Origin of the sequence: Xenorhabdus santafensis (assembly GCF_033949405.1) — a bacterium.
GTDB lineage: Bacteria > Pseudomonadota > Gammaproteobacteria > Enterobacterales > Enterobacteriaceae > Xenorhabdus > Xenorhabdus santafensis.
Window position 1 is genome coordinate 77,136 of record NZ_VCDN01000021.1, and the last position, 19,909, is coordinate 97,044.

The 19,909-nt window shown below is 45.5% G+C and carries 16 protein-coding genes and 1 riboswitch; of the genes, 10 read left to right on the plus strand and 6 right to left on the minus strand.

Translation table 11 applies throughout. From position 1 onward, the window contains the following. The first annotated feature begins 259 nt into the window (after positions 1–259). The 3 genes from FE392_RS06910 to hldE all read left to right on the plus strand — a co-directional run bounded on the left by FE392_RS06910 (position 260) and on the right by hldE (position 5,759). The gene (locus FE392_RS06910; RefSeq protein ID WP_319929489.1) at positions 260–1,279 is read left to right on the plus strand and encodes a CYTH domain-containing protein; all 1,020 of its coding nucleotides are present in this window, start codon (positions 260–262) and stop codon (positions 1,277–1,279) included. Between the two features lie 115 nt (positions 1,280–1,394). Continuing rightward, positions 1,395–4,235, plus strand: coding sequence for a bifunctional [glutamate--ammonia ligase]-adenylyl-L-tyrosine phosphorylase/[glutamate--ammonia-ligase] adenylyltransferase (gene glnE, locus FE392_RS06915; protein ID WP_319929490.1), 2,841 nt, complete (start codon positions 1,395–1,397; stop codon positions 4,233–4,235). 99 nt (positions 4,236–4,334) lie between these two features. Beyond that, positions 4,335–5,759 (plus strand): bifunctional D-glycero-beta-D-manno-heptose-7-phosphate kinase/D-glycero-beta-D-manno-heptose 1-phosphate adenylyltransferase HldE, encoded by a 1,425-nt coding sequence (gene hldE, locus FE392_RS06920; RefSeq protein ID WP_319929491.1) that lies wholly within the window; start codon positions 4,335–4,337, stop codon positions 5,757–5,759. 65 nt (positions 5,760–5,824) lie between these two features. Here the strand turns inward: hldE and loiP are convergent, their stop codons facing one another. Together loiP and FE392_RS06930 are read right to left on the minus strand one after the other, a co-directional pair. Beyond that, entirely contained in the window at positions 5,825–6,577 is a 753-nt protein-coding gene (gene loiP / locus FE392_RS06925) for a metalloprotease LoiP (RefSeq protein ID WP_319929492.1), read from the minus strand. Positions 6,578–6,915: 338 nt separating this feature from the next. Continuing rightward, positions 6,916–8,247 carry a DUF3828 domain-containing protein gene (locus FE392_RS06930; RefSeq protein WP_319929493.1) on the minus strand — a complete coding sequence of 444 codons (1,332 nt, stop codon included), beginning with the start codon at positions 8,245–8,247 and terminating at the stop codon, positions 6,916–6,918. Between the two features lie 336 nt (positions 8,248–8,583). Between FE392_RS06930 and FE392_RS06935 the strand changes: the two genes are divergently transcribed. Further along, positions 8,584–9,411 (plus strand): M15 family metallopeptidase, encoded by an 828-nt coding sequence (locus FE392_RS06935; RefSeq protein WP_319929494.1) that lies wholly within the window; start codon positions 8,584–8,586, stop codon positions 9,409–9,411. Positions 9,412–9,484: 73 nt separating this feature from the next. Here FE392_RS06935 and ubiK read toward each other — a convergent pair whose 3' ends face one another. Continuing rightward, entirely contained in the window at positions 9,485–9,778 is a 294-nt protein-coding gene (gene ubiK / locus FE392_RS06940; RefSeq protein WP_319929495.1) for a ubiquinone biosynthesis accessory factor UbiK, read from the minus strand. Between the two features lie 149 nt (positions 9,779–9,927). Next, a riboswitch (FMN riboswitch) is annotated at positions 9,928–10,107 on the plus strand. Between the two features lie 118 nt (positions 10,108–10,225). Between ubiK and ribB the strand changes: the two genes are divergently transcribed. Both ribB and ygiD read left to right on the plus strand, forming a co-directional pair. Then, the gene (ribB, locus tag FE392_RS06945) at positions 10,226–10,879 is read left to right on the plus strand and encodes a 3,4-dihydroxy-2-butanone-4-phosphate synthase (protein ID WP_319929496.1); all 654 of its coding nucleotides are present in this window, start codon (positions 10,226–10,228) and stop codon (positions 10,877–10,879) included. 364 nt (positions 10,880–11,243) lie between these two features. Then, a complete protein-coding gene (ygiD, locus tag FE392_RS06950; RefSeq protein ID WP_319929497.1) occupies positions 11,244–12,020 on the plus strand; it encodes a 4,5-DOPA-extradiol-dioxygenase in 777 nt (258 codons plus the stop codon). 58 nt (positions 12,021–12,078) lie between these two features. On the opposite strand, the gene FE392_RS06955 is transcribed toward ygiD, so the two are convergent. From FE392_RS06955 to tolC, 3 genes are all read right to left on the minus strand, one after another. Then, positions 12,079–13,239 (minus strand): glutathionylspermidine synthase family protein, encoded by a 1,161-nt coding sequence (locus FE392_RS06955; protein ID WP_319929498.1) that lies wholly within the window; start codon positions 13,237–13,239, stop codon positions 12,079–12,081. Between the two features lie 6 nt (positions 13,240–13,245). Beyond that, positions 13,246–13,917, minus strand: coding sequence for a DUF1190 family protein (locus FE392_RS06960; protein ID WP_319929547.1), 672 nt, complete (start codon positions 13,915–13,917; stop codon positions 13,246–13,248). A 180-nt stretch (positions 13,918–14,097) separates the two neighbouring features. Continuing rightward, positions 14,098–15,462, minus strand: a complete 1,365-nt coding sequence (gene tolC, locus FE392_RS06965; protein WP_319929499.1) for an outer membrane channel protein TolC — start codon at positions 15,460–15,462, stop codon at positions 14,098–14,100. A gap of 216 nt (positions 15,463–15,678) precedes the next feature. On the opposite strand from tolC, the gene nudF reads away from it, so the two are divergent. From nudF to parE, 4 genes are all read left to right on the plus strand, one after another. Then, positions 15,679–16,350 (plus strand): ADP-ribose diphosphatase, encoded by a 672-nt coding sequence (gene nudF / locus FE392_RS06970; protein ID WP_319929500.1) that lies wholly within the window; start codon positions 15,679–15,681, stop codon positions 16,348–16,350. A 97-nt stretch (positions 16,351–16,447) separates the two neighbouring features. Then, on the plus strand, positions 16,448–17,287 hold the full coding sequence (gene cpdA / locus FE392_RS06975) for a 3',5'-cyclic-AMP phosphodiesterase (RefSeq protein WP_319929501.1): 840 nt from the start codon (positions 16,448–16,450) through the stop codon (positions 17,285–17,287). Further along, on the plus strand, positions 17,287–17,895 hold the full coding sequence (yqiA, locus tag FE392_RS06980; protein ID WP_319929502.1) for an esterase YqiA: 609 nt from the start codon (positions 17,287–17,289) through the stop codon (positions 17,893–17,895). Before cpdA ends, yqiA begins: the two co-directional genes overlap by 1 nt. Before the next feature lie 73 nt (positions 17,896–17,968). Beyond that, the gene (gene parE / locus FE392_RS06985) at positions 17,969–19,864 is read left to right on the plus strand and encodes a DNA topoisomerase IV subunit B (protein ID WP_319929503.1); all 1,896 of its coding nucleotides are present in this window, start codon (positions 17,969–17,971) and stop codon (positions 19,862–19,864) included. Positions 19,865–19,909 lie beyond the last annotated feature (45 nt).

Sequence of the window (19,909 nt, forward strand, 5' to 3'; positions counted from 1 at the left end):
ACTGTTTTGTTTATGGACCAATTGTGATTCAAACTACTCAACTGATAGTAAAGAGTTAAGTTTGTGGGTGCAATCAGTAAACCAGAATGTTTGCACTCTCAACGGCTCGAATACAGGCATTGTTAGGGTTTTTTTTAGTGAAGTAAGTATGATGCTTGTGGAGATAACACCCTATTGTGGTTTATTTTTTTCTTTCTATGCAACAAAGTGTAGGCAGAATAAAAAGAAAAATTCGCTATATGAATTGAGGAATAAAAATATGAGTTCTATAGAGATAGAGTTGAAACTGTCAGTGAAGCCGGATGCGATATCGGCAATTCGCCAGCAGTTATTTGAGTTTCCTCATGACTACACTTCACCACAGCATCTGACAAATATTTATTATGAAACGCCGGATAATCAATTGCGGCGTTGGGATATGGGGCTGCGTATTCGTGGGTTTGATGGGCACTATGAGATGACCATTAAAACCGCAGGTAAAGTTGTGGGTGGTTTGCATCAGCGCCCTGAATTCAATGTACCTTTGCATCGCCCCGAGTTGGATTTGGCTCAATTTCCCTCCCATATCTGGCCTGAAAATATTTCTCTTTCATATCTGCAAGAGCAATTGCGTGCATTATTCAGTACGGATTTCAGCCGCGAAAAATGGCTTGTATCTTATGGACAGAGTGAAATTGAAGTCGTGCTGGATCAGGGCATGATTTCTGCCGGGAATAGCCATGCTGAAAAGCAGTCCACGCCAATTTGCGAGTTTGAGCTGGAATTGATAAACGGCAATGTCACCGATGTTTTGTCGCTGGCAAATAAATTGGCTTCACAAAGTGGCCTGCGTCTGGCGAATAAAAGCAAAGCCGCACGGGGATATGCGCTTGTGCAAGCATTGTCACAGGCATCTCCACAAATATCAGCACAGACGGCATTACCCAACGTTGTTGAGGCGCTGGATTGGCAGCAACCATTGCTCGTTCTGTTGTCCGACATTCTGGCCCAATGGCAGACACAGGAAGAAGGCTGGCTGGCCGGGCTGGCGGCAGGTAAAACGGGATTAATGCAAGTTCTTCTGTGGGGGGAAGAACTGGTTGAAAAGCAAGCTGAACTTCTACCGGAGGCATTGGAACGGCTGCCTGATTTACTGTCCGAATTAAGGAGTAAATTATCAGCAACCACTGTTAATGAGGAAGCACAAGCCAAAACAGAAGCTGAAGAATTGTGTTACAGCACTTCGTGGCTGCAATGTAAGCTGGCATTGACCCAATGGTTGATAGTTCAGTCCCGATAAACCTGGCTCGATAAAACCAGCTCAATAATTTTACGCTCCCGATAATGCTCCTAATGACTTTAATCGTTATCAGGGGCAATCAGCGGTAATACACGGTATCAAGGGAAACCCAGTTATGTTGCCACTTTCATCGCCTTTAGCCCAACAAGTACAGCGTATCATTGCAAATTTCCATCCATTCGGGGAGGCCGCTACATCCTTTGCTCCCCATGAGCAGGCCGTTCTGTCATTAAGTGATTTTGTCGCTGAACACTTGCAGTCACATCCCGCTTGGTTGGAGGAAATCCGCCAGACTCCTCCGCAACCGGAGGAGTGGCAGCATTACGCCCAATGGCTGGAAGAGGCATTGGCTACGGCAAACGATGAAAATAATTTGATGCGGGTATTGCGTTTGTTCCGCCACCGGATGCTGGTCAGGATTGCATGGTTGCAGGCATTGAAAATAAGTGCGACAGAGCAAACCTTGCAGCAGTTGAGCATGTTGGCAGAAACATTGATTGTGGCCGCCCGTGACTGGCTTTATCTGCGTTGTTGCCAAGACTGGGGAACTCCCACCAATAGTGAAGGAGTTGCACAGCCATTATTAATTTTGGGGATGGGAAAACTAGGCGGGGGAGAACTCAATTTTTCCTCAGATATCGATCTTATCTTTGCCTATCCGGAAAATGGCGTGACGCAGGGCGGGCGCCGTGAGATGGATAACTCTCAGTTTTTCACCCGGCTGGGGCAGAAGCTGATTAAGGTGTTGGATCAACAAACAGTAGACGGATTTGTTTATCGTGTTGATATGAGATTGCGCCCATTTGGCGATAGTGGGCCACTGGTATTCAGCTTTTCGGCTCTGGAAGATTATTATCAGGAGCAGGGGCGGGATTGGGAACGTTACGCGTTGGTGAAAGCACGTATTTTAGGGCACGACGGGCTGGCATATTGTCAGGAATTGCGCCTGATGCTGCGCCCGTTTGTTTTCCGTCGTTATATCGATTTCAGTGTGATTCAATCCTTGCGCAATATGAAAGGCATGATTGAACGGGAAGTCCGCCGTCGCGGGTTAAAGGAAAATATTAAGCTGGGGGCTGGGGGAATTCGGGAAATCGAATTTATTACACAAGTCTTTCAGCTTATCCGGGGAGGAAGGGAACCGATCCTGCAATCCCGTTCCTTATTGCCAACATTAAAGGCCATTGAAGAGTTATCCCTCTTGTCACCAGAACAGGTCAATCGGCTGGAAGAAAGCTACCTGTTCTTGCGTCGGCTTGAAAATTTACTGCAATCCATTCGCGATCAACAAACACAGACTTTACCGGATAATGAGCTGGATCGGGCCCGTCTTTCTTGGGGAATGGGATTTGTCGATTGGGCGGGTTTGATAGTTGAAACCGAACGCAAGATGAATGCAGTACGGGATATTTTCCAGCAATTGATTGGCGACGAAACCGAAGAAAGCGGTGAAGAAGCAAACTATGTGCCATTTAAGAGCTTGTGGCTTGAGACAATAAATCAGGACGAACTCACTCCATTGGTGCCTCATCTTTCTGGTGCTGAAGCGCAGAAAATGCTTGATGTGATAGCGCTTTTCCGTCAGGACATCAGCAAGCGAACTATCGGCCCACGGGGGCGGGATGTGCTTGATCAATTGATGCCGCGCTTATTGGTAAAAATTGGGGAACGGAAAGACGTCAATACTGTACTGGAGCGGATTATTCCCTTATTGATGAGTATTGTCAGCCGCACGACTTATCTGGAACTGATGCTGGAATCTGAGCAGGTAATGATCCATGTTATCCGCCTGTGTGCTGCCTCCCCGATGATTGCCTGCCAGCTTACCCGTCATCCATTGCTATTGGATGAATTGATCGACCCAAAATCGCTGTACCAGCCGTTGCCAATGGAAGCCTATCGCGACGAGCTTTACCAATATCTGCTGCGTATTCCCGAAGGTGATGATGAGCAATTGCTGGAGGCATTGCGCCAGTTCAAGCAAGCTCAGTTACTGCGGATTGCGGCAGAAGACATTGCAGGTGTCCTGCCTGTAATGAAAGTCAGCGATCATCTGACTTATCTGGCAGAAGCCATTATTGAGGCCGTCGTGCAGCAGGCGTGGCATCAGATGGTAAAACGTTATGGCGCTCCAGCTCATTTATCTCAGCGGCAGGGGATGGGATTTGCCATTATTGGTTATGGCAAATTGGGAGGGTGGGAACTGGGCTATGGCTCTGATCTGGATCTGGTATTTTTGCTGGATTGTCCGATGGGCGTGATGACGGATGGCTCCCGCTCCATTGATGCAAGGCAGTTTTATTTGCGTCTCGCCCAGCGGATTATTCACTTGTTCAGTACCCGAACTGCATCGGGGATATTATATGATGTTGATGCGCGTTTACGCCCCTCCGGTGAATCCGGGATGCTGGTCAGCACACTTGAAGCCTTTGACGATTACCAGAAAAACGATGCGTGGACTTGGGAGCATCAAGCTTTGGTTCGCGCCCGCATGATTTTTGGTGATGAGCAAATGCGTAATGATTTTGAACGCATTCGTCGTGAAACGTTATGCCGTTCCCGCGAACCGGCTCTTTTGCGCCAACAGGTGCGTGAAATGAGAGAAAAGATGCACCAGCATCTGGGTAGTTCTCAACCGGATCAATTTGATATCAAGGCGGATCCGGGCGGGATCACTGATATTGAATTTATCGCTCAGTATCAGGTTCTGCGTTATGCCCCAGAAAATGCCAAGTTGACCCGTTGGTCGGATAATGTGCGAATTTTCGAACTCATGGCAAACTATAATATTATGGATGAGCAAGAAGCAATGGCTCTAACGCAGGCCTACATTACCATGCGTGATGAACTGCATCACTTGGCTTTGCAGGCGTTGTCCAGCCGGGTTTCAACCGATCATTTCAGCCAGCAGAAAGCGTTGGTGCTCAGTAGCTGGCAGAAATGGCTCGGCGAGTAATCAGTGCCTCAATTACCGCTTTTCGTGATGGAACTTGCTGGCATTCAGTCTGATTATGATAATATCCGCAACAGTTTATTTTGATATTTGGAGTATGGGATGAAAGTAGCACTCCCTGATTTTCACCGTGCAGGTGTTTTGGTTGTTGGCGATGTTATGTTAGACCGCTATTGGTATGGCCCGACTAGCCGTATTTCACCGGAAGCACCGGTTCCCGTCGTGAAAGTCGAAAACATTGAAGAACGCCCGGGCGGGGCGGCCAACGTTGCGATGAATATTGCATCATTGGGTGCTAATTCGCATTTGGTGGGCTTAACCGGTATTGATGATGCAGCACGGGCCTTGAGTGAAAAACTGGGCAGTGTAAAAGTCCAATGCGATTTTGTTGCTGTTCCAACCCATCCAACTATCACAAAATTGCGAGTACTATCGCGCAATCAGCAATTGCTTCGTTTGGATTTTGAAGAAGGTTTCCAAAATGTGGATGCCCAGCCGATGCTGGAGAAGATCCAACAAGCCTTGCCACATATTGGGGCGCTGGTGCTGTCGGATTATGCCAAGGGAGCGTTGAATCAAGTTCAGGCTATGATCAAATTGGCTAATGAAGCCAATGTCCCGGTGCTTATCGATCCAAAAGGCAGTGATTTTGAGCGTTATCGCGGTGCTACACTGCTTACGCCAAACATGTCAGAATTTGAGGCCGTTGTCGGGCACTGCAAAGATGATGATGAGCTGGTACAAAAGGGAACGGATCTGGCTCGGGCCTTGGAATTGAAGGCTCTGTTGATTACTCGCTCTGAACGTGGCATGAGTTTACTGAGAGTAGGGCTGCCTCCTTTGCATTTACCGACTCAGGCACAAGAAGTTTTTGATGTCACCGGCGCGGGAGATACCGTGATTGGTGTGTTGGCAACGGCAATTGCTGCTGGCAAGCCACTGAACGAGGCTTGTTATCTGGCCAATGCTGCCGCGGGAGTGGTTGTCGGTAAGCTGGGAACTTCGACGGTTTCACCTATTGAACTGGAAAACGCAGTGCGTGGCCGTGCAGAAACCGGATTTGGTGTGATGAATGAAAGCCGGTTGAAAGAGGTGGTTGCGCAAGCCCGCCAGCGCGGCGAACGCATCGTTATGACGAATGGCTGTTTTGATATTCTGCATGCCGGGCATGTTTCCTATCTATCCAATGCGCGCAAATTGGGCGATCGCTTGATTGTTGCCGTCAATAGCGATGCTTCCACCAAGCGGCTGAAAGGGGAAACCCGGCCTGTCAACCCATTGGAACAACGCATGATCGTATTATCGGCACTGGAATCTGTCGATTGGGTGGTGGAATTTGAAGAAGATACTCCGCAACGCTTAATTGCCGGTATTCTGCCGGATATTCTGGTTAAAGGTGGCGATTACAAACCGGAAGAGATCGCTGGCAGTGAAGAAGTTTGGGCGGCGGGCGGCGAAGTTAAGGTATTGAATTTTGAAGATGGGATCTCTACGACCAATATCATCAAAACGATTAAGCGCCAGTAAGAAGTAAAAAAATTAAAGAATAAAAAGCGGTGCCAGTGGCACCGCTGCAATCTGTACAGAACCGATTATTTTTTGTCTGCAATAATGCGAGAACGAATGTGTTGAGCACGTTCTTCTGAAGGTGGGTGTGAATCAAACATGCTGGATTGACCATTGCCCAGTTTAGCCAGTTTCTCGAAACCGGTGACTAAGCCTTCAGTTTTAATCCCGCGTTGTTTCAGACGATCATAAGAGAAGTCATCAGCCTGACTTTCCTGATGTTGTGAGAATTGGGAATTAATGAGTTTGTCACCCAGCTCTGCAAGCTGAGAGTTACTTAGTTGTGCGGCTACACCACCGGCTGAAGCCGCTGCGGTGCGTGCAGCAAGAGCCGCATAAGCAACCTGCATGGCCTTACGGGAATGGCCCAGTGCAACGTGACCCATCTCATGGCCCAGAACGCCTTCAACTTCGTTATCGTTCATCATATCCATCAAGCCGCTGTATACACGCACACAGCCGTTAGCCATTGCCCATGCGTTCACATCTTTGGTCAGATAAACTTTATAGTTAACAGGAGTACCGTTAACCTCATTGCCTAATGCTTTGGCAATTTTGTTCAGACGCTTAGTGTACTGACTGGATGCTGGTGCAATTTTATTCTTTGCATCCATTTGGTGACACGCTTGATCCGTGTGCTTCTTAACATCCTCATCACTTAAGGTTGCCGCTTGGAATAATTGCATTCCGGATTGAGCCAGCATTCCTTGGTTCAAATTGCTGCAACCAGCCAGAATCGTGGTGGAAACAGCTATTGCAACAAGAGCTTTCATTTTCATAGTGTTGTGTTTTCCTTAGCAATACACGTGAAATACGCACAACTATAATATAGTTAAGAATATTAATTAAGCTTATAAATTTTTTTAAAAATTATAATGGGGATAAATATGATTATACTTGCCGTCTTTCAAGTTTCTGCTTTGTTGGCAGTATTCCCGGAGATGGCTGAGAGGCTCCTACTTCTGGCTTTTGGCTTGCTTCCTTGACGCCGTGCTACACCTTGAAATGGAATGGGTATTTAGTGTTTAAACTTCAAGTTGCAGAAAACATTCGATTAGCTCCCCGCACCTTGAAGTCTGATGGGCATACATAAGATGGTTAGTTTAGGTATGAAAACTCACATTTTATTGTGTTTTTTGTTGTATTTTTTATTAATGTATTCCATAACTGCCGCCACGGATTTATGTGTAAAAACATGTGATTCATCATTGAAAATACCATCCAGACCCGAAAGGTTGGGATCGTTGTAAATATCATAGTTCTGTTTAAGATATCCATCTTTATAATAATAAGCATGCACTTCATAGGATTCGCCATTAATCTTAAGTGCATTATGATTGTGTTTCCACGAAACAATCACTATGGCATTTCTCATTCCTGCGATCTTCATGAAAAAGAACCCTTTTATTTCAGGTTCTCCTCCATTAACACCATATGAATCAACCTTTTCCTCATTTGTTCCGTCATTGAAAATCAAGTTTAATGGAGAGCTTTCATTCTTTGTTTTCGTTAAATATGTGCTATCACCATACTCATTCAATATAATTGGTTTATTGACGATATGGCCATAAGACGTGGCGGGGTAATCTAATGTTAAAGAGGAGACTGAGACAATTTTCCATTGAGATAATTCTTTTTCTAATTCGATAGAAAGTTCATAAGGTTTTTCCTGCAATCCCGCAATATAAGCTTTCATTGTCGCCCGACTATCACCTTCATGGATAGTTTTGATGTCGGTATATTTCCAATCATCAAAATAATCTTGCCCTTGAATAAAATAGCTTTTTCTCATCAAATCATCTTTATCTTCTGTTTTATCTAACTGATTGATGAGCTTTAGGGATACATATTTCCTTATCATATCCTGATAATCAGATGAATCTGGGTTTTTGTTGGCATATAACTCTTTCATATACCAAGTATAAAAAGCTTCAGCAACTTGTCTTGCAGATTGAGATTGATATCTGGACACCAAGATTATTTTCCATTGCCCTGATTGCTTTTCCAAAAAAACAGGCAGCCGAATTTCATATTCTGTTCCACGTCCTAAAACCACGACCAATTCAGCAAAGTGATCCGTTTTATTGACTGTTTCAACCGTTACATCAGCCCATTCATCAGGGGCATCCTGCGATTTTATAAAGTAATCAGAGGTCGCATGAACACCTTCTACAGCACATTCCCCGATTTCTCCCTCTGAATTGCAGTCGTCAACCACCTTGAGCCGCCCAACTAATTCCTCTGATACATATTTTCTTAATTCATTCAGTTCATCTGAGGTACTTAGATGTTCCATGGAAAGATATTGCTGCATATACCATGTATAAAAATCATTCGTAATTTTCTCTGGTGACGGATATTCTGTTTTAGCAAATGCATTTATTGATGCACACATAAATATAAAAGCCATAAAGTAAAGAAAAAAACTGAGCAATGATAATGGCCTCATTTATTTATCCTTCTTGTTATAATAAATCCAAAATTAGCTAATTTTCTGTAGCCAGAAATATAACAAATGCCATTTCCTTTAGATAGAGAGGAATAGATTCTTTTGGCAGCCCAGTTCTTGGAGGCCAAAAGGGCCGCTTTGATGCGATTGCGAATTCGTTAGTTACAGATAGTACCATGTATCAATTATTACTTATGAATAGAAAATGATAATTGGTTGAATTGTGCATGATGTAGCCAACTACGCTAGCCATTTGGCTATGATTATTTATTATTCATGTTGATACAAATATGAATAATTCGCTAAAGTGAAATAATTATTATGATGGAAATATGTTTGTTATTTATTTTTGAGCGAATAATGAAAATAGTGAAGATTATTATTTTATCGATATTTTTATTTCCGGTTTATGCCTCAGCAAAAGTGTCCGCTTTAACCCCAGAGGAGTGCCAAAAAATGGCATTTTCGGGGGTGGTAACAGAAAATAATCCAGTACCTTGCAATAGGTTAAATATCGTTAATTTCAATTACATTGATTTTTCAGGGAATGAAAGTACCGGGGAAGTCATCGTTCTCGATGTATTTGCGTTGCAGGTGGAGAATATTTTCCATGAATTGTTATTGGCGGGATTCCCGATACATAAGGCATTGGCGATAGAGCATTATAACGGGGATGATAAAGATTCGATGCGTGATAATAACACATCTGCATTTAATGGAAGGAAGATAACGGGCGCAGCATCATGGTCAAAGCATGCGTATGGTGCAGCTATCGATATCAATCCATTACAGAATCCGTTTTTGGGTTTTAATCCAGATGGCGTGCCTTATGTTTTACCTGAAAACAGTGCAGAACAATACTTAAATAGAATAGCAAAAAGGCCCGGTAAAAAGGCAAGGGAAGGCATGTCGGAAAAAGTCGTTGATATATTTTTATCAAATGGATTTATGCGATGGGGAGGCTATTGGGATACGCCGATCGATTACCAACATTTTGAAGTAGGCAGCATAGAATTTATTGAGAGTTTATTGAAAAAGCCATTATCCAAAGCAAGAATGGAATTCAAAGAATATGGCGATAATTATCAATCATGCATGAAAAATGCGCAGCCGAATAACATCGAATCCACAAGGGCTGTATGCGTGGAAAAAAATATACGCTGATTGCCCTAAGAGCCTAATGAGTTAGGCTCTAAATGTCTCTTGAGGAAAATGTGGCTAACTTCCTCCAATACAATTATTCCGCCTGTTCAGTTTTTGGATCTGTCCCTTCTTTTTGGTCTGCCCCTTCAAGGCGGGCTTCCAGCTCATTCAGGCGTTGTTCCATCGCGACCAATTTTTCACGGGTACGTAACAGAACTTGGGTCTGGACATCAAACTCTTCCCGACTAACAAGATCCAGTTTGCTTAACTGAGATTGTAAAACCGTGCGCAATTTTTTTTCGACATCATCTCCAAACTCTTTGACGCCTTTTGGCATGGCGCTGTGAATTTGGCGGGCAATTTGTTCAATTTTCTTTGGGTCGAGCATGATGATCATCCTTTTGCTAAATAAAACTAAATAAAAAAGTAGTTGCGAGCATTTTAATACCTAATGCTGAAAGCATAAATGATTGAGAGCCAGGTTTCATATTTGATTTTGTTGATTGCCCCTGTCGATTATAAACGCTATAGTGCGAACGTTTATCTCAGGGCAGGGTGAAAGTCCCTACCGGCGGTAACGTGAAATTAACAGATGGTATTTCATGAAGCCCGCGAGCGCTCTGTTTGTTGTTATCCCTAAAAGGACATAAACAGAGGTCAGCAGATCCAGTGTGATTCTGGAGCCGACGGTGATAGTCCGGATGGGAGAGAATAACAGCATCAATCGAGTGCTTGCGCTCGTCTGTTGTTTTTGTTGCCGTATTTTTGTGCAGCATGAACTCCTCAAAATTGCCCTGATTCTGGTAATCCATACATTTAAAGAGGTTTCTTTACCATGAATCAGACGCTACTTTCCTCATATGGGACGCCATTTGAACGTGTTGAACGTGCGCTTGCTGCTTTGCGTGCGGGTCAGGGTGTAATGGTATTGGATGATGAAAATCGTGAAAATGAAGGTGACATGATTTTCGCCGCCGAAACAATGACGGTAGAACAAATGGCACTAACCATCCGCCACGGCAGCGGCATTGTTTGCCTTTGCCTGACAGAAGAGCGCCGTCAGCAGCTTAAATTACCGATGATGGTAGAAAGCAATTCCAGCCAGTTCCAAACTGCGTTCACAGTGACCATTGAGGCCGCACAAGGTGTAACAACCGGGGTTTCTGCCGCAGATCGCATTACCACTATCCAAGCTGCTATTGCTGATGATGCGCAACCAAACGATTTAAATCGGCCCGGGCATGTGTTCCCTCTGCGCGCGCAATCCGGCGGAGTCTTAACTCGTCGAGGTCATACTGAAGCAACCATCGATTTGGTTAAAATGGCAGGCTTTAAACCGGCCGGAGTGCTGTGTGAATTAACCAATGATGATGGCTCAATGGCGCGTGCCCCTGAAGTGATTGAATTCGCAAAACAGTATGATATGCCTGTTGTGACCATTGAAGATTTAGTCAGTTATCGCCTTAAAACCGCAAAGGTAGCTAGTTGATATCGGCTTGGGCTGTTTATCTTCATTTAACCCGCTAAAGAGCCCAAAATTGTTGTTAAAAAATGATATTGTTTTCTTAAAGTTGGATAGAGAAAACATATCGGGATAGAATATATCGGTTTATACTCACTCACTTTCAAATCGCAGAGTTGTCAAAGTACTGTTGTTTGGGAAGTGGGGATAGATATCGCATGCACGCTTGTAAGGCCACAGTCCCACACCCTGTGGCCTTTCAGTATTTTTGAAAGACCCCATCATTTTTGATTAGCATTATTCAAGGAAGAAAAGTCTTAATCTTGTCATAATTCTTTAATCATCCACAATTCATATTCGAAATGTTTAATTTGCTGTATAAGGGGCGAGAATGAGTCTCCTAAGAATGCCTGCTTTATTCGTTGGTCATGGTAGTCCGATGAATGCCATTGAAGATAACTACTACTCCCGTACCTGGTTTGAATTGGGAAATAAACTGCTCAAACCTAGGGCGATACTTGTGATTTCTGCACACTGGTATACGAATGGTACAGCAGTGACTGCGATGGCTCAGCCCAGAACTATCCACGATTTTGGTAATTTTCCACGGGAGTTGCACGAAAAACAGTACCCGGCTAAAGGGTACCCTGAGCTGGCGGTATTGGTGCAAGATATTCTTGAGCCGATTGAGGTCGAAACGGATTTTGAGCATTGGGGATTGGATCATGGCACTTGGGGAATATTGGCGAAAATGTATCCCGATGCAGATATTCCGGTCATTCAACTGAGCATGGATCGCAATCAGCCGGCGTCTTTCCATTATGAAGTCGGCAAGAAACTCGCATTGTTGCGGGATGAGGGGGTTTTGATTATCGGCAGCGGCAATGTTGTGCATAACCTGCCGGCGGAAGTGCTGGGGGCAGAGCCTTTTCCTTGGGCACTCTCTTTTGAACAGTTTGTGCGTGATAGCTTAACCAGCCTTGAAGAACCTCATCCTCTGATTCATGCCTTGGAAAGGGAAGACGGTAAACTGTCGAACCCGACACCTGAGCACTTTTTACCATTGCTGTATGTGATGGGTACATGGGATAAAAAAGAGCCGATTTCAACACCCGTTGAGGGGATCGAAGACGGCTCCTTGAGTATGTTATCGATTCAGCTCGGCTAATTGTATTCACCGGCCACATAGGTAGGTAACTGTGTGGCCGGCTCAATCCAACGCTATATCAATCTAAAATTATGTGAGGGTAAAAACGCGACAAATCTTGCGTAATCAAGCCCTGATCTTCACGAATACAAATGCCTGCAGATTGGTCATCCACCAGCCAACTGCCAATCAACGTATAATTATCACCAAATTTTGGCAACGCATGGAATTGCTGAACAATCATGCCTTCTTCCCCATAAGGGCCATCAGCATTGGCAATCTCCCGACCATTTTCAATGATCTGGATATTGGCCCCTTCACGGGAGAATAGCGGTTTAACAACATAGCTATCCATGTCGGAAGGGCGTTCGTCTGCAAAATATGCTGGCAGCAGGTTTGGATGATCCGGAAACATTTTCCACAACATCGGCAGCAGGGCTTTATTGGAGATAATGCTCTTCCATGCCGGCTCCAGCCAGCGGACACCTGCGTCAGCAAGTTTGGTAGAGAACATTTCACGCAGCATAAACTCCCACGGATACAGCTTGAACAGGTTGCCGATCACTTGATCCTGCAAATCCGTAAACTGCCCTTTCTCGCCTAGCCCGATATCTTCGATAAACAGGAATTCTGTCGGGATCCCTGCTTCTGCCGCACAATCCTGCAAATATTGGATAGTGCCGCGATCTTCTTCAGTATCCTGACAGCAAGCCATATGCAGCAGGCCAAATCCGTGCTTTTCGCGCAATTGGGTAAAGCGATCAATCAGTTTTTCTTGCAGGCTGTTGAACTGATCGGCATTTGACGGCAGATTGCCCGCGTTGATCTGATCTTCCAGCCAAATCCACTGGAAAAAGGCCGATTCGTACAGCGAAGTTGGCGTATCGGCGTTGTTTTCCAGCAATTTGGGTGGATTTTTGCCATCATAGGCCAGATCTAAACGGGAATAGAGTGAAGGCTGGCTCGTTACCCATGAAGAACGGACAAATTCCCAGCAGTGTTTTGGGATTTGGAATTTAGTCAGCAGTTCTTCGCTGTTGACCACTTTTTCCACGACCTGCAAACACATTTGGTGCAACTCTGCCGTTGCATCTTCAATCTCTTCAATCTGAGCCAGCGTAAATTGGTAATAAGCCTCTTCACTCCAATAAGGCTGGTCGTACATGGTGTGAAAATTGAAGCCGTATTCTGCCGCTTTTTCGCGCCAATCCGGGCGCTCGGTAATTCCAATGCGTTTCATCGTTGATTAACCACCCATAGAGCGGGAAGATTTAGAACTTGAGCTGGCAGATGAACGCTGCATAGACGATTGCTTCGCCACAGATTCACCGAACCCGCCGCGAGTAATTGTAGACGTCGTCGCAGGTTTTGGTGCCATTGCAGTTTTTGGCACAGTCATGCTGCGGCCGCCGGCAGTGGCAGGGCCATAGCTTTTACCCGTAGCATCAACAAACTTGCCATTAGCCGGGCTGGAAGCAGATTTTGATGTAAACAGCGGTTGCGATGGTGCAGCACTGCCTCCCATCAAACGGCCCATCATATAACCTGCCATTAACGGCATCCAGAAACTGCCGCTGCTGTTTTGAGCCTGAGCCTGACCGACTCCCGCCTGAGCAGGTGCCTGTGTACATTGCTGTTCACCAAACTCAGCGACACATTCTTCACGTGAGGCATATTTTGGTGCGGTTTTCTCCGCTTCTTTCAGGGCATTGTTGTAAGCGGTTTTGCATTGCTCGCTTTGAGAAGGATTCGCCTGAGAGCACTCATCGGCATTGGTATAGAGTGACACCGTTTCATCGTTCTGTTCACAGGCTGATAGCAGGAAAGCCGCACTGATAGCAAGTGCTACAGGTGCCAGACGATAGCTGCGCCACGTTTTGCGGAAAGAATCGCGGTTTATCTCTTTTGTCCGTTTCATTGTCATAGGTGCATCCATCTTGAAGGTATCTGATTAGGATTAAGAGCGTATCCCATTCATATTACCTAATGGGAGCAGCGCTCAGGAAGCGTTAAAAAACAGCCCACACATTGGCGGGCTGCTCTTTAGTATAGCTTCTTTAATATAACGTTTTTTAATGAAAAACGATAGCTCATTAATTCAGCGAACTGATGGCGTTTTCATCTCTTTGATGAGATCACTGGCAGAGGTTGAGATTTGTGCGCCCAGCATTTTATTCAAGGCTACCAAATCGTTTTCATTTAACGTACCACGGGCTTGTTCATTCGTTAATTGTGAAATCAGATAATTATAACGTGCTTTAGATAAGTTCTGCTTAGCCTGATACAATTCGGATGTTGACTTCAGCACATCAACAATAGTACGGGTGCCTACCTGATAGCCCGCTTCCGTTGCATCCAGTGAGCTTTGGGCAGAAAGAACGGCCTGTTTGTAGGCTTCAATACTACTGATGGCACCAGAAATATTGTTGGAAGAAGAACGCACAGCTTGTATCACATTGCGGTACTTCTCTTCCAAGGCTTGGCTGGCGCTGACAAAATTATATTTTGCTTGTTCCACGTGGGAATAGGTGTTTCCGCCGTTAAATAGAGGCAGAGATAAGGATAATCCAACGGAATTACTCCCACCATAAGCATTGCTATAATTAGCACCACGGCTGTGACTATTATTGACACCCGTTTTTGCCGATAACTCCAGGGTTGGCATATAGCCAGTCTGCGACTCTTTGATTTGTTCGCGGCTTAAGTCTTGCTTTAAACGTGCTGACAGCAGGCTAAGATTGCGGGTTTCTGCTTCCTTCAGGGTATTATTGGCGGGTTCTGGTTGTTTGGTTTTGAACTGTTCAATATTCAATCCGGCCAACTGTGGATAATGCACACCGGTAATCATTCGCAGCTTTTCTAACGAATTTTCTAACTCGTTACGATCAGAGACTTCTTGCGCCAGAATAGTGTCATATGCTGAACGGGCATTTTGAACATCAGTAATAGCAGCCAGCCCCACGTTGAAGCGTTGTGTGGTTTGATCTAATTGGCGATATAACGATGCTTTATTGGCTTCGGTAAATGTCAATGCATCAATTTTTTCGAGAACGTCAAAGTAAGCTTTAGCCGTGCCCAGTATTAATTCTTGCTGGGCTGTCTGATAAGTGATATCGGCGATAGCTGCGTTTTTCTCTGCTTGGTTCAGCTTAGACCATTTTGACATATCAAAGATGGTCTGGGTTAGAGATAGGCCGGCATTTGTACTGTGGGACTCCGAATTTTCGGGAGAGCGGAAGCCTTTCTTATAATCAACACCTGCACTCAAACTCAATTGAGGCAATAAACTACTGCGCGCTATATTAATACCTTCAACAATTGAATTGCGCTTAGCTTGTGCATTAAGCAATTCAGGGTTTGTTTCTTTTGCTTGCTGATAAATCTGCAACAGATCGGCTGCGTGGCTTGAAGCACTAAAACCTACCAGATTCATAGCGATAAAAAGAGAGAGCAATTTCTTCATTTGCGTTCCTTGTTGTGCAGCTATTTTGCTTAAGTTGCCTCTGCATAAAAACGATTACAGTAGATTCTAGCAGAGAATGCCAGCAGGGTAGGGTGGCTGTTTGTGCCATATTGCCTCATTTTTCAGCTTGTTTGTACTATGACATGAATTTATTTAGATCAAAATGACAAAATACATTTTAATAATAGGAAATATTTAAAATAATCAGAGGGTTTTATGGGTAAAGAACAGGTCTCACCATTCAGTGCCACAGAACAGACGTTCACCGAGCAAACTTTTACAAAACAAGATGTTGAAATCACTTCCCGCAAGACACTCTACCGTGGTTTTTTCACCATGACGGAATATCAGTTCAAACATCGGCTGTTCCGGGGCGGATGGAGTGAAACCGTAAGCCGTGAGGTTTTTGAGCGAGGCCATGCGGGAGTTTTACTGCCTTATGATCCTGTGCGTGACGAAGTTGTTTTAATTGAACAAATTCGTATTCCAGCAATTGAAACCAGCCAAACGCCTTGGTTACTGGAAGTCATTGCCGGCATGATTGAAGAAGGTGAAGAAGCGGAACAGGTCGTTCGTCGCGAAGCGATGGAAGAAGCAGGCATCGAAATTAAGCGCTGTCAGCCGGCACTGAGTTACCTTTCCAGCCCGGGCGGCACGACAGAGCGCATGAATGTGTTTGTCGGTGAAGTGGACACTTCCACTGCTTCAGGCATTCACGGTCTGGAAGGGGAGCATGAAGATATTCGCGTCCTCGTTGTTAGCCGCGAGCAGGCATATCAGTGGGTAGAAGAGGGTGTGATTGACAATGCGGCTTCGGTTATTGCAATACAGTGGCTGGCACTGCACCATAAAAAACTTAAGAAAGAATGGTTAGGGGACAATTCCTAATTTACGCTGGAAAACGGGAAGTGTGCCCCAGTCAGCAGATCTTTTGTATGAAGACACGTTAAAATAATCCTTATGATCGACAGGAAAAGGAAACCTTTTGGAAAGCCGGCTTGAAATACCTGTGGCAGAAGGTGCCACAGCCAGAATACTGCAAATTACCGATACGCACCTTTTCGCCAATGAAAGAGATTCGTTGCTGGGAGTTAACACTTATCGCAGCTATCACGCTGTTCTGGACATGATCCTTGAACAAAATCTCGACATTGATTTAGTTGTTGCGACCGGTGATTTGGTTCAGGATCAAAGCATCAATGCCTACCAGCTTTTTGCTGAAGGAATTGCTCGCTTGCCTGCGCCTTGTGTTTGGTTACCCGGTAATCATGATTATCAGCCTGCGATGGTTGATACTTTGGCGGCTGCAGGCATTTCACCTTCCAAGCAAATATTTATCGGGCAGCATTGGCAATTGATTATGCTGGACAGCCAAGTGCAGGGTGTTCCTCATGGTGAGTTAACAGAATACCAGTTGGAGTGGATGGAAAAATGTTTGGATGAACATAGTGAACGCCATGCAATTGTCATGCTTCACCATCATCCTTTACCTTCCGGATGTACTTGGCTTGATCAACACAGTTTACGTAATGCCCCTGAATTATCAGAATATTTGAAAGGCAAAACACAGGTGAAAGGTATACTGTGTGGGCATATCCATCAGGAAGTTGACAAAATGTGGAATGATATCCGTGTGCTGGCAACGCCATCAACCTGTGTGCAATTTAAGCCGCATTGTACTAATTTTATGCTTGATACAGTGGCTCCGGGATGGCGTTACCTCGAACTGTCTGTGGCTGGCAACCAAGAAGCAGTACTGAAAACCCAAGTTCACAGGCTTAAGAGTAACGAGTTTTGCCCGGATTTAGATTCGGACGGGTATTAATGTCAACGTTACTTTATTTACATGGTTTCAACAGTTCGCCACAATCAGCAAAAGCGAATGCGCTGAAAACGTGGCTGCACCAGCAACATCCTGAAATTGATATGTTGGTGCCACAATTGCCGCCTTATCCTGAAGATACCGCTATCTTACTGGAAGAGTTGGTGATGGAACGTGCCGGTGAACACATCGGGCTGGTGGGTTCTTCCCTTGGCGGTTATCTGGCCATCTGGCTTTCCCAGTGCTTTAGTTTACCTGCCGTGGTTGTTAATCCTGCGGTACGTCCATTCGACTTGCTTCAGAATTATATTGGGGAAAACGTGAATCCCTACACCGAAGAGCGCTATACTCTCGAACAATGCCATATGCATGATCTTAAAGTGATGCACATTGACCCGCTGGAATCACCCGATCTTATCTGGTTATTGCAGCAATCAGGGGATGAAGTGCTCGATTATCGCCAAGCCGTTGCTTACCTGATGCAGTGTCGGCAAACGGTCGAATCTGGCGGGAATCATGCTTTTATCGGTTTCGAATACTATTTCCCTCAAATCATTGACTTCTTAGGGCTAACCAGTGGCAATAGTAAAAAAATTGCCAAAAATGGGTAAGTGACTGGTATTATCAACAGTATATCAATACTGATTGGCCCCTTAATAATGAAGCAACCGACAGAATTACAACATGACTCAATCTAGTTACAACGCAGAGGCCATTGAAGTCCTCAGTGGCCTAGAGCCAGTTCGTCGCCGTCCCGGTATGTATACCGATACAACCCGTCCGAACCATCTGGCACAGGAAGTGATCGATAACAGTGTGGACGAAGCTCTGGCTGGTCACGCGAAGCATATTGAAGTAATCCTTCACAGCGATCAGTCTCTGGAAGTGATAGATGATGGCCGTGGTATGCCGGTTGATATCCATCCTGAAGAAAAAGTTTCTGCTGTCGAACTGATCCTGACCCGCTTGCACGCGGGTGGAAAATTCTCGAATAAAAATTACCAGTTTTCTGGTGGCTTGCATGGTGTGGGGATCTCTGTAGTCAACGCCCTGTCCAAGCGTGTGGAAGTGACTGTCCGTCGTGACAGCCAAGTTCACCAAATTGCGTTTGAAAATGGCGAGAAAGTACAAGAACTGGATGTTATCGGCAGCTGTGGCAAACGCAACACCGGAACCAGCGTCCATTTTTGGCCGGATGAAAGCTATTTCGATATTCCCCGCTTTTCTATTACCCGTTTGACGCATTTGCTGAAAGCCAAGGCAGTACTGTGTCCGGGGGTTGAAATTGTCTTTAAGGACAAACTGAATGGCACTGAGCAGAAATGGTGCTATGCCGATGGACTGACAGATTATCTGCTGGAAGCGGTGAACGGGTTGGTCACATTGCCTCAATCGCCTTTTGTCGGCACGTTTAGCGGAGAAACTGAGGCAGTTGACTGGGCTGTGCTTTGGCTGCCTGAAGGGGGAGAACTCCTGACGGAAAGCTACGTGAACCTGATCCCGACCGTGCAGGGCGGAACTCATGTCAACGGTCTGCGTCAGGGGTTACTGGATGCGATGCGTGAATTCTGTGAATTCCGCAACCTGTTGCCACGTGGCGTCAAACTCTCTGCCGACGATATCTGGGATCGCTGTGCTTACGTGTTATCCCTTAAAATGCAGGATCCACAATTTGCCGGGCAGACCAAAGAGCGTCTGTCATCGCGCCAATCTGCGGCCTTTGTTTCCGGTGTGGTAAAAGATGCATTCAGTCTGTGGCTGAATCAACACACTCAGGATGCGGAACAGCTTGCTGAAATGGCAATTGCCAGCGCCCAGCGCAGAATGCGTGCGGCAAAAAAAGTGGTACGTAAAAAGCTGACCAATGGGCCAGCGCTGCCGGGCAAATTAGCAGACTGTACAGCACAAGATCTGAATATTACTGAACTGTTTTTGGTGGAAGGGGATTCTGCGGGCGGTTCAGCGAAGCAGGCCCGCGACCGTGAATTCCAGGCGATCATGCCGCTGCGCGGGAAAATTTTGAATACGTGGGAAGTCTCTTCGGATGAAGTGCTGGCTTCGCAGGAAGTGCACGATATTTCCGTTGCGATTGGCATCGATCCTGACAGTGAAGACCTCAGCCAGCTTCGTTACGGTAAAGTTTGCATACTGGCGGATGCGGATTCCGATGGCTTGCATATTGCAACGTTGCTGTGCGCCCTGTTTGTCCGTCACTTCCCGACACTGGTGAAACGCGGGCATGTCTATATGGCGATGCCGCCGCTGTATCGCATTGATCTCGGCAAAGAAGTGCATTATGCGCTGGATGAAGGGGAAAAGAGCGCCATACTGGATCGTTTAAGCCGCAAGCGTGGCAAACCTAATGTCCAACGCTTTAAAGGATTGGGTGAAATGAATCCCATGCAGTTGCGTGAAACCACATTAGACCCCAATACGCGCCGTCTGGTGCAATTGACTATCGATGATGAAAATTATCAAGAAACGTTTGCTGTCATGGATATGCTTCTGGCGAAGAAACGCTCAGAAGATCGCCGGAATTGGCTGCAAGAAAAAGGTGATTCGATTGATATTGAAGTTTAGCGGAAACGCCGTAAATTCCCGCCCGGCAGGGTGGGAGTAATCACC

Coding starts and splice junctions, on each gene's coding strand:
- FE392_RS06910 (WP_319929489.1), top strand. CDS start 260: ATGAGTTCTATAGAGATAGAGTTGAAACTGTCAGTGAAGCCGGATGCG.
- glnE (WP_319929490.1), top strand. CDS start 1,395: ATGTTGCCACTTTCATCGCCTTTAGCCCAACAAGTACAGCGTATCATT.
- hldE (WP_319929491.1), top strand. CDS start 4,335: ATGAAAGTAGCACTCCCTGATTTTCACCGTGCAGGTGTTTTGGTTGTT.
- loiP (WP_319929492.1), bottom strand. CDS start 6,577: ATGAAAATGAAAGCTCTTGTTGCAATAGCTGTTTCCACCACGATTCTG.
- FE392_RS06930 (WP_319929493.1), bottom strand. CDS start 8,247: ATGAGGCCATTATCATTGCTCAGTTTTTTTCTTTACTTTATGGCTTTT.
- ubiK (WP_319929495.1), bottom strand. CDS start 9,778: ATGCTCGACCCAAAGAAAATTGAACAAATTGCCCGCCAAATTCACAGC.
- ribB (WP_319929496.1), top strand. CDS start 10,226: ATGAATCAGACGCTACTTTCCTCATATGGGACGCCATTTGAACGTGTT.
- ygiD (WP_319929497.1), top strand. CDS start 11,244: ATGAGTCTCCTAAGAATGCCTGCTTTATTCGTTGGTCATGGTAGTCCG.
- FE392_RS06955 (WP_319929498.1), bottom strand. CDS start 13,239: ATGAAACGCATTGGAATTACCGAGCGCCCGGATTGGCGCGAAAAAGCG.
- FE392_RS06960 (WP_319929547.1), bottom strand. CDS start 13,917: ATGAAACGGACAAAAGAGATAAACCGCGATTCTTTCCGCAAAACGTGG.
- tolC (WP_319929499.1), bottom strand. CDS start 15,462: ATGAAGAAATTGCTCTCTCTTTTTATCGCTATGAATCTGGTAGGTTTT.
- nudF (WP_319929500.1), top strand. CDS start 15,679: ATGGGTAAAGAACAGGTCTCACCATTCAGTGCCACAGAACAGACGTTC.
- yqiA (WP_319929502.1), top strand. CDS start 17,287: ATGTCAACGTTACTTTATTTACATGGTTTCAACAGTTCGCCACAATCA.
- parE (WP_319929503.1), top strand. CDS start 17,969: ATGACTCAATCTAGTTACAACGCAGAGGCCATTGAAGTCCTCAGTGGC.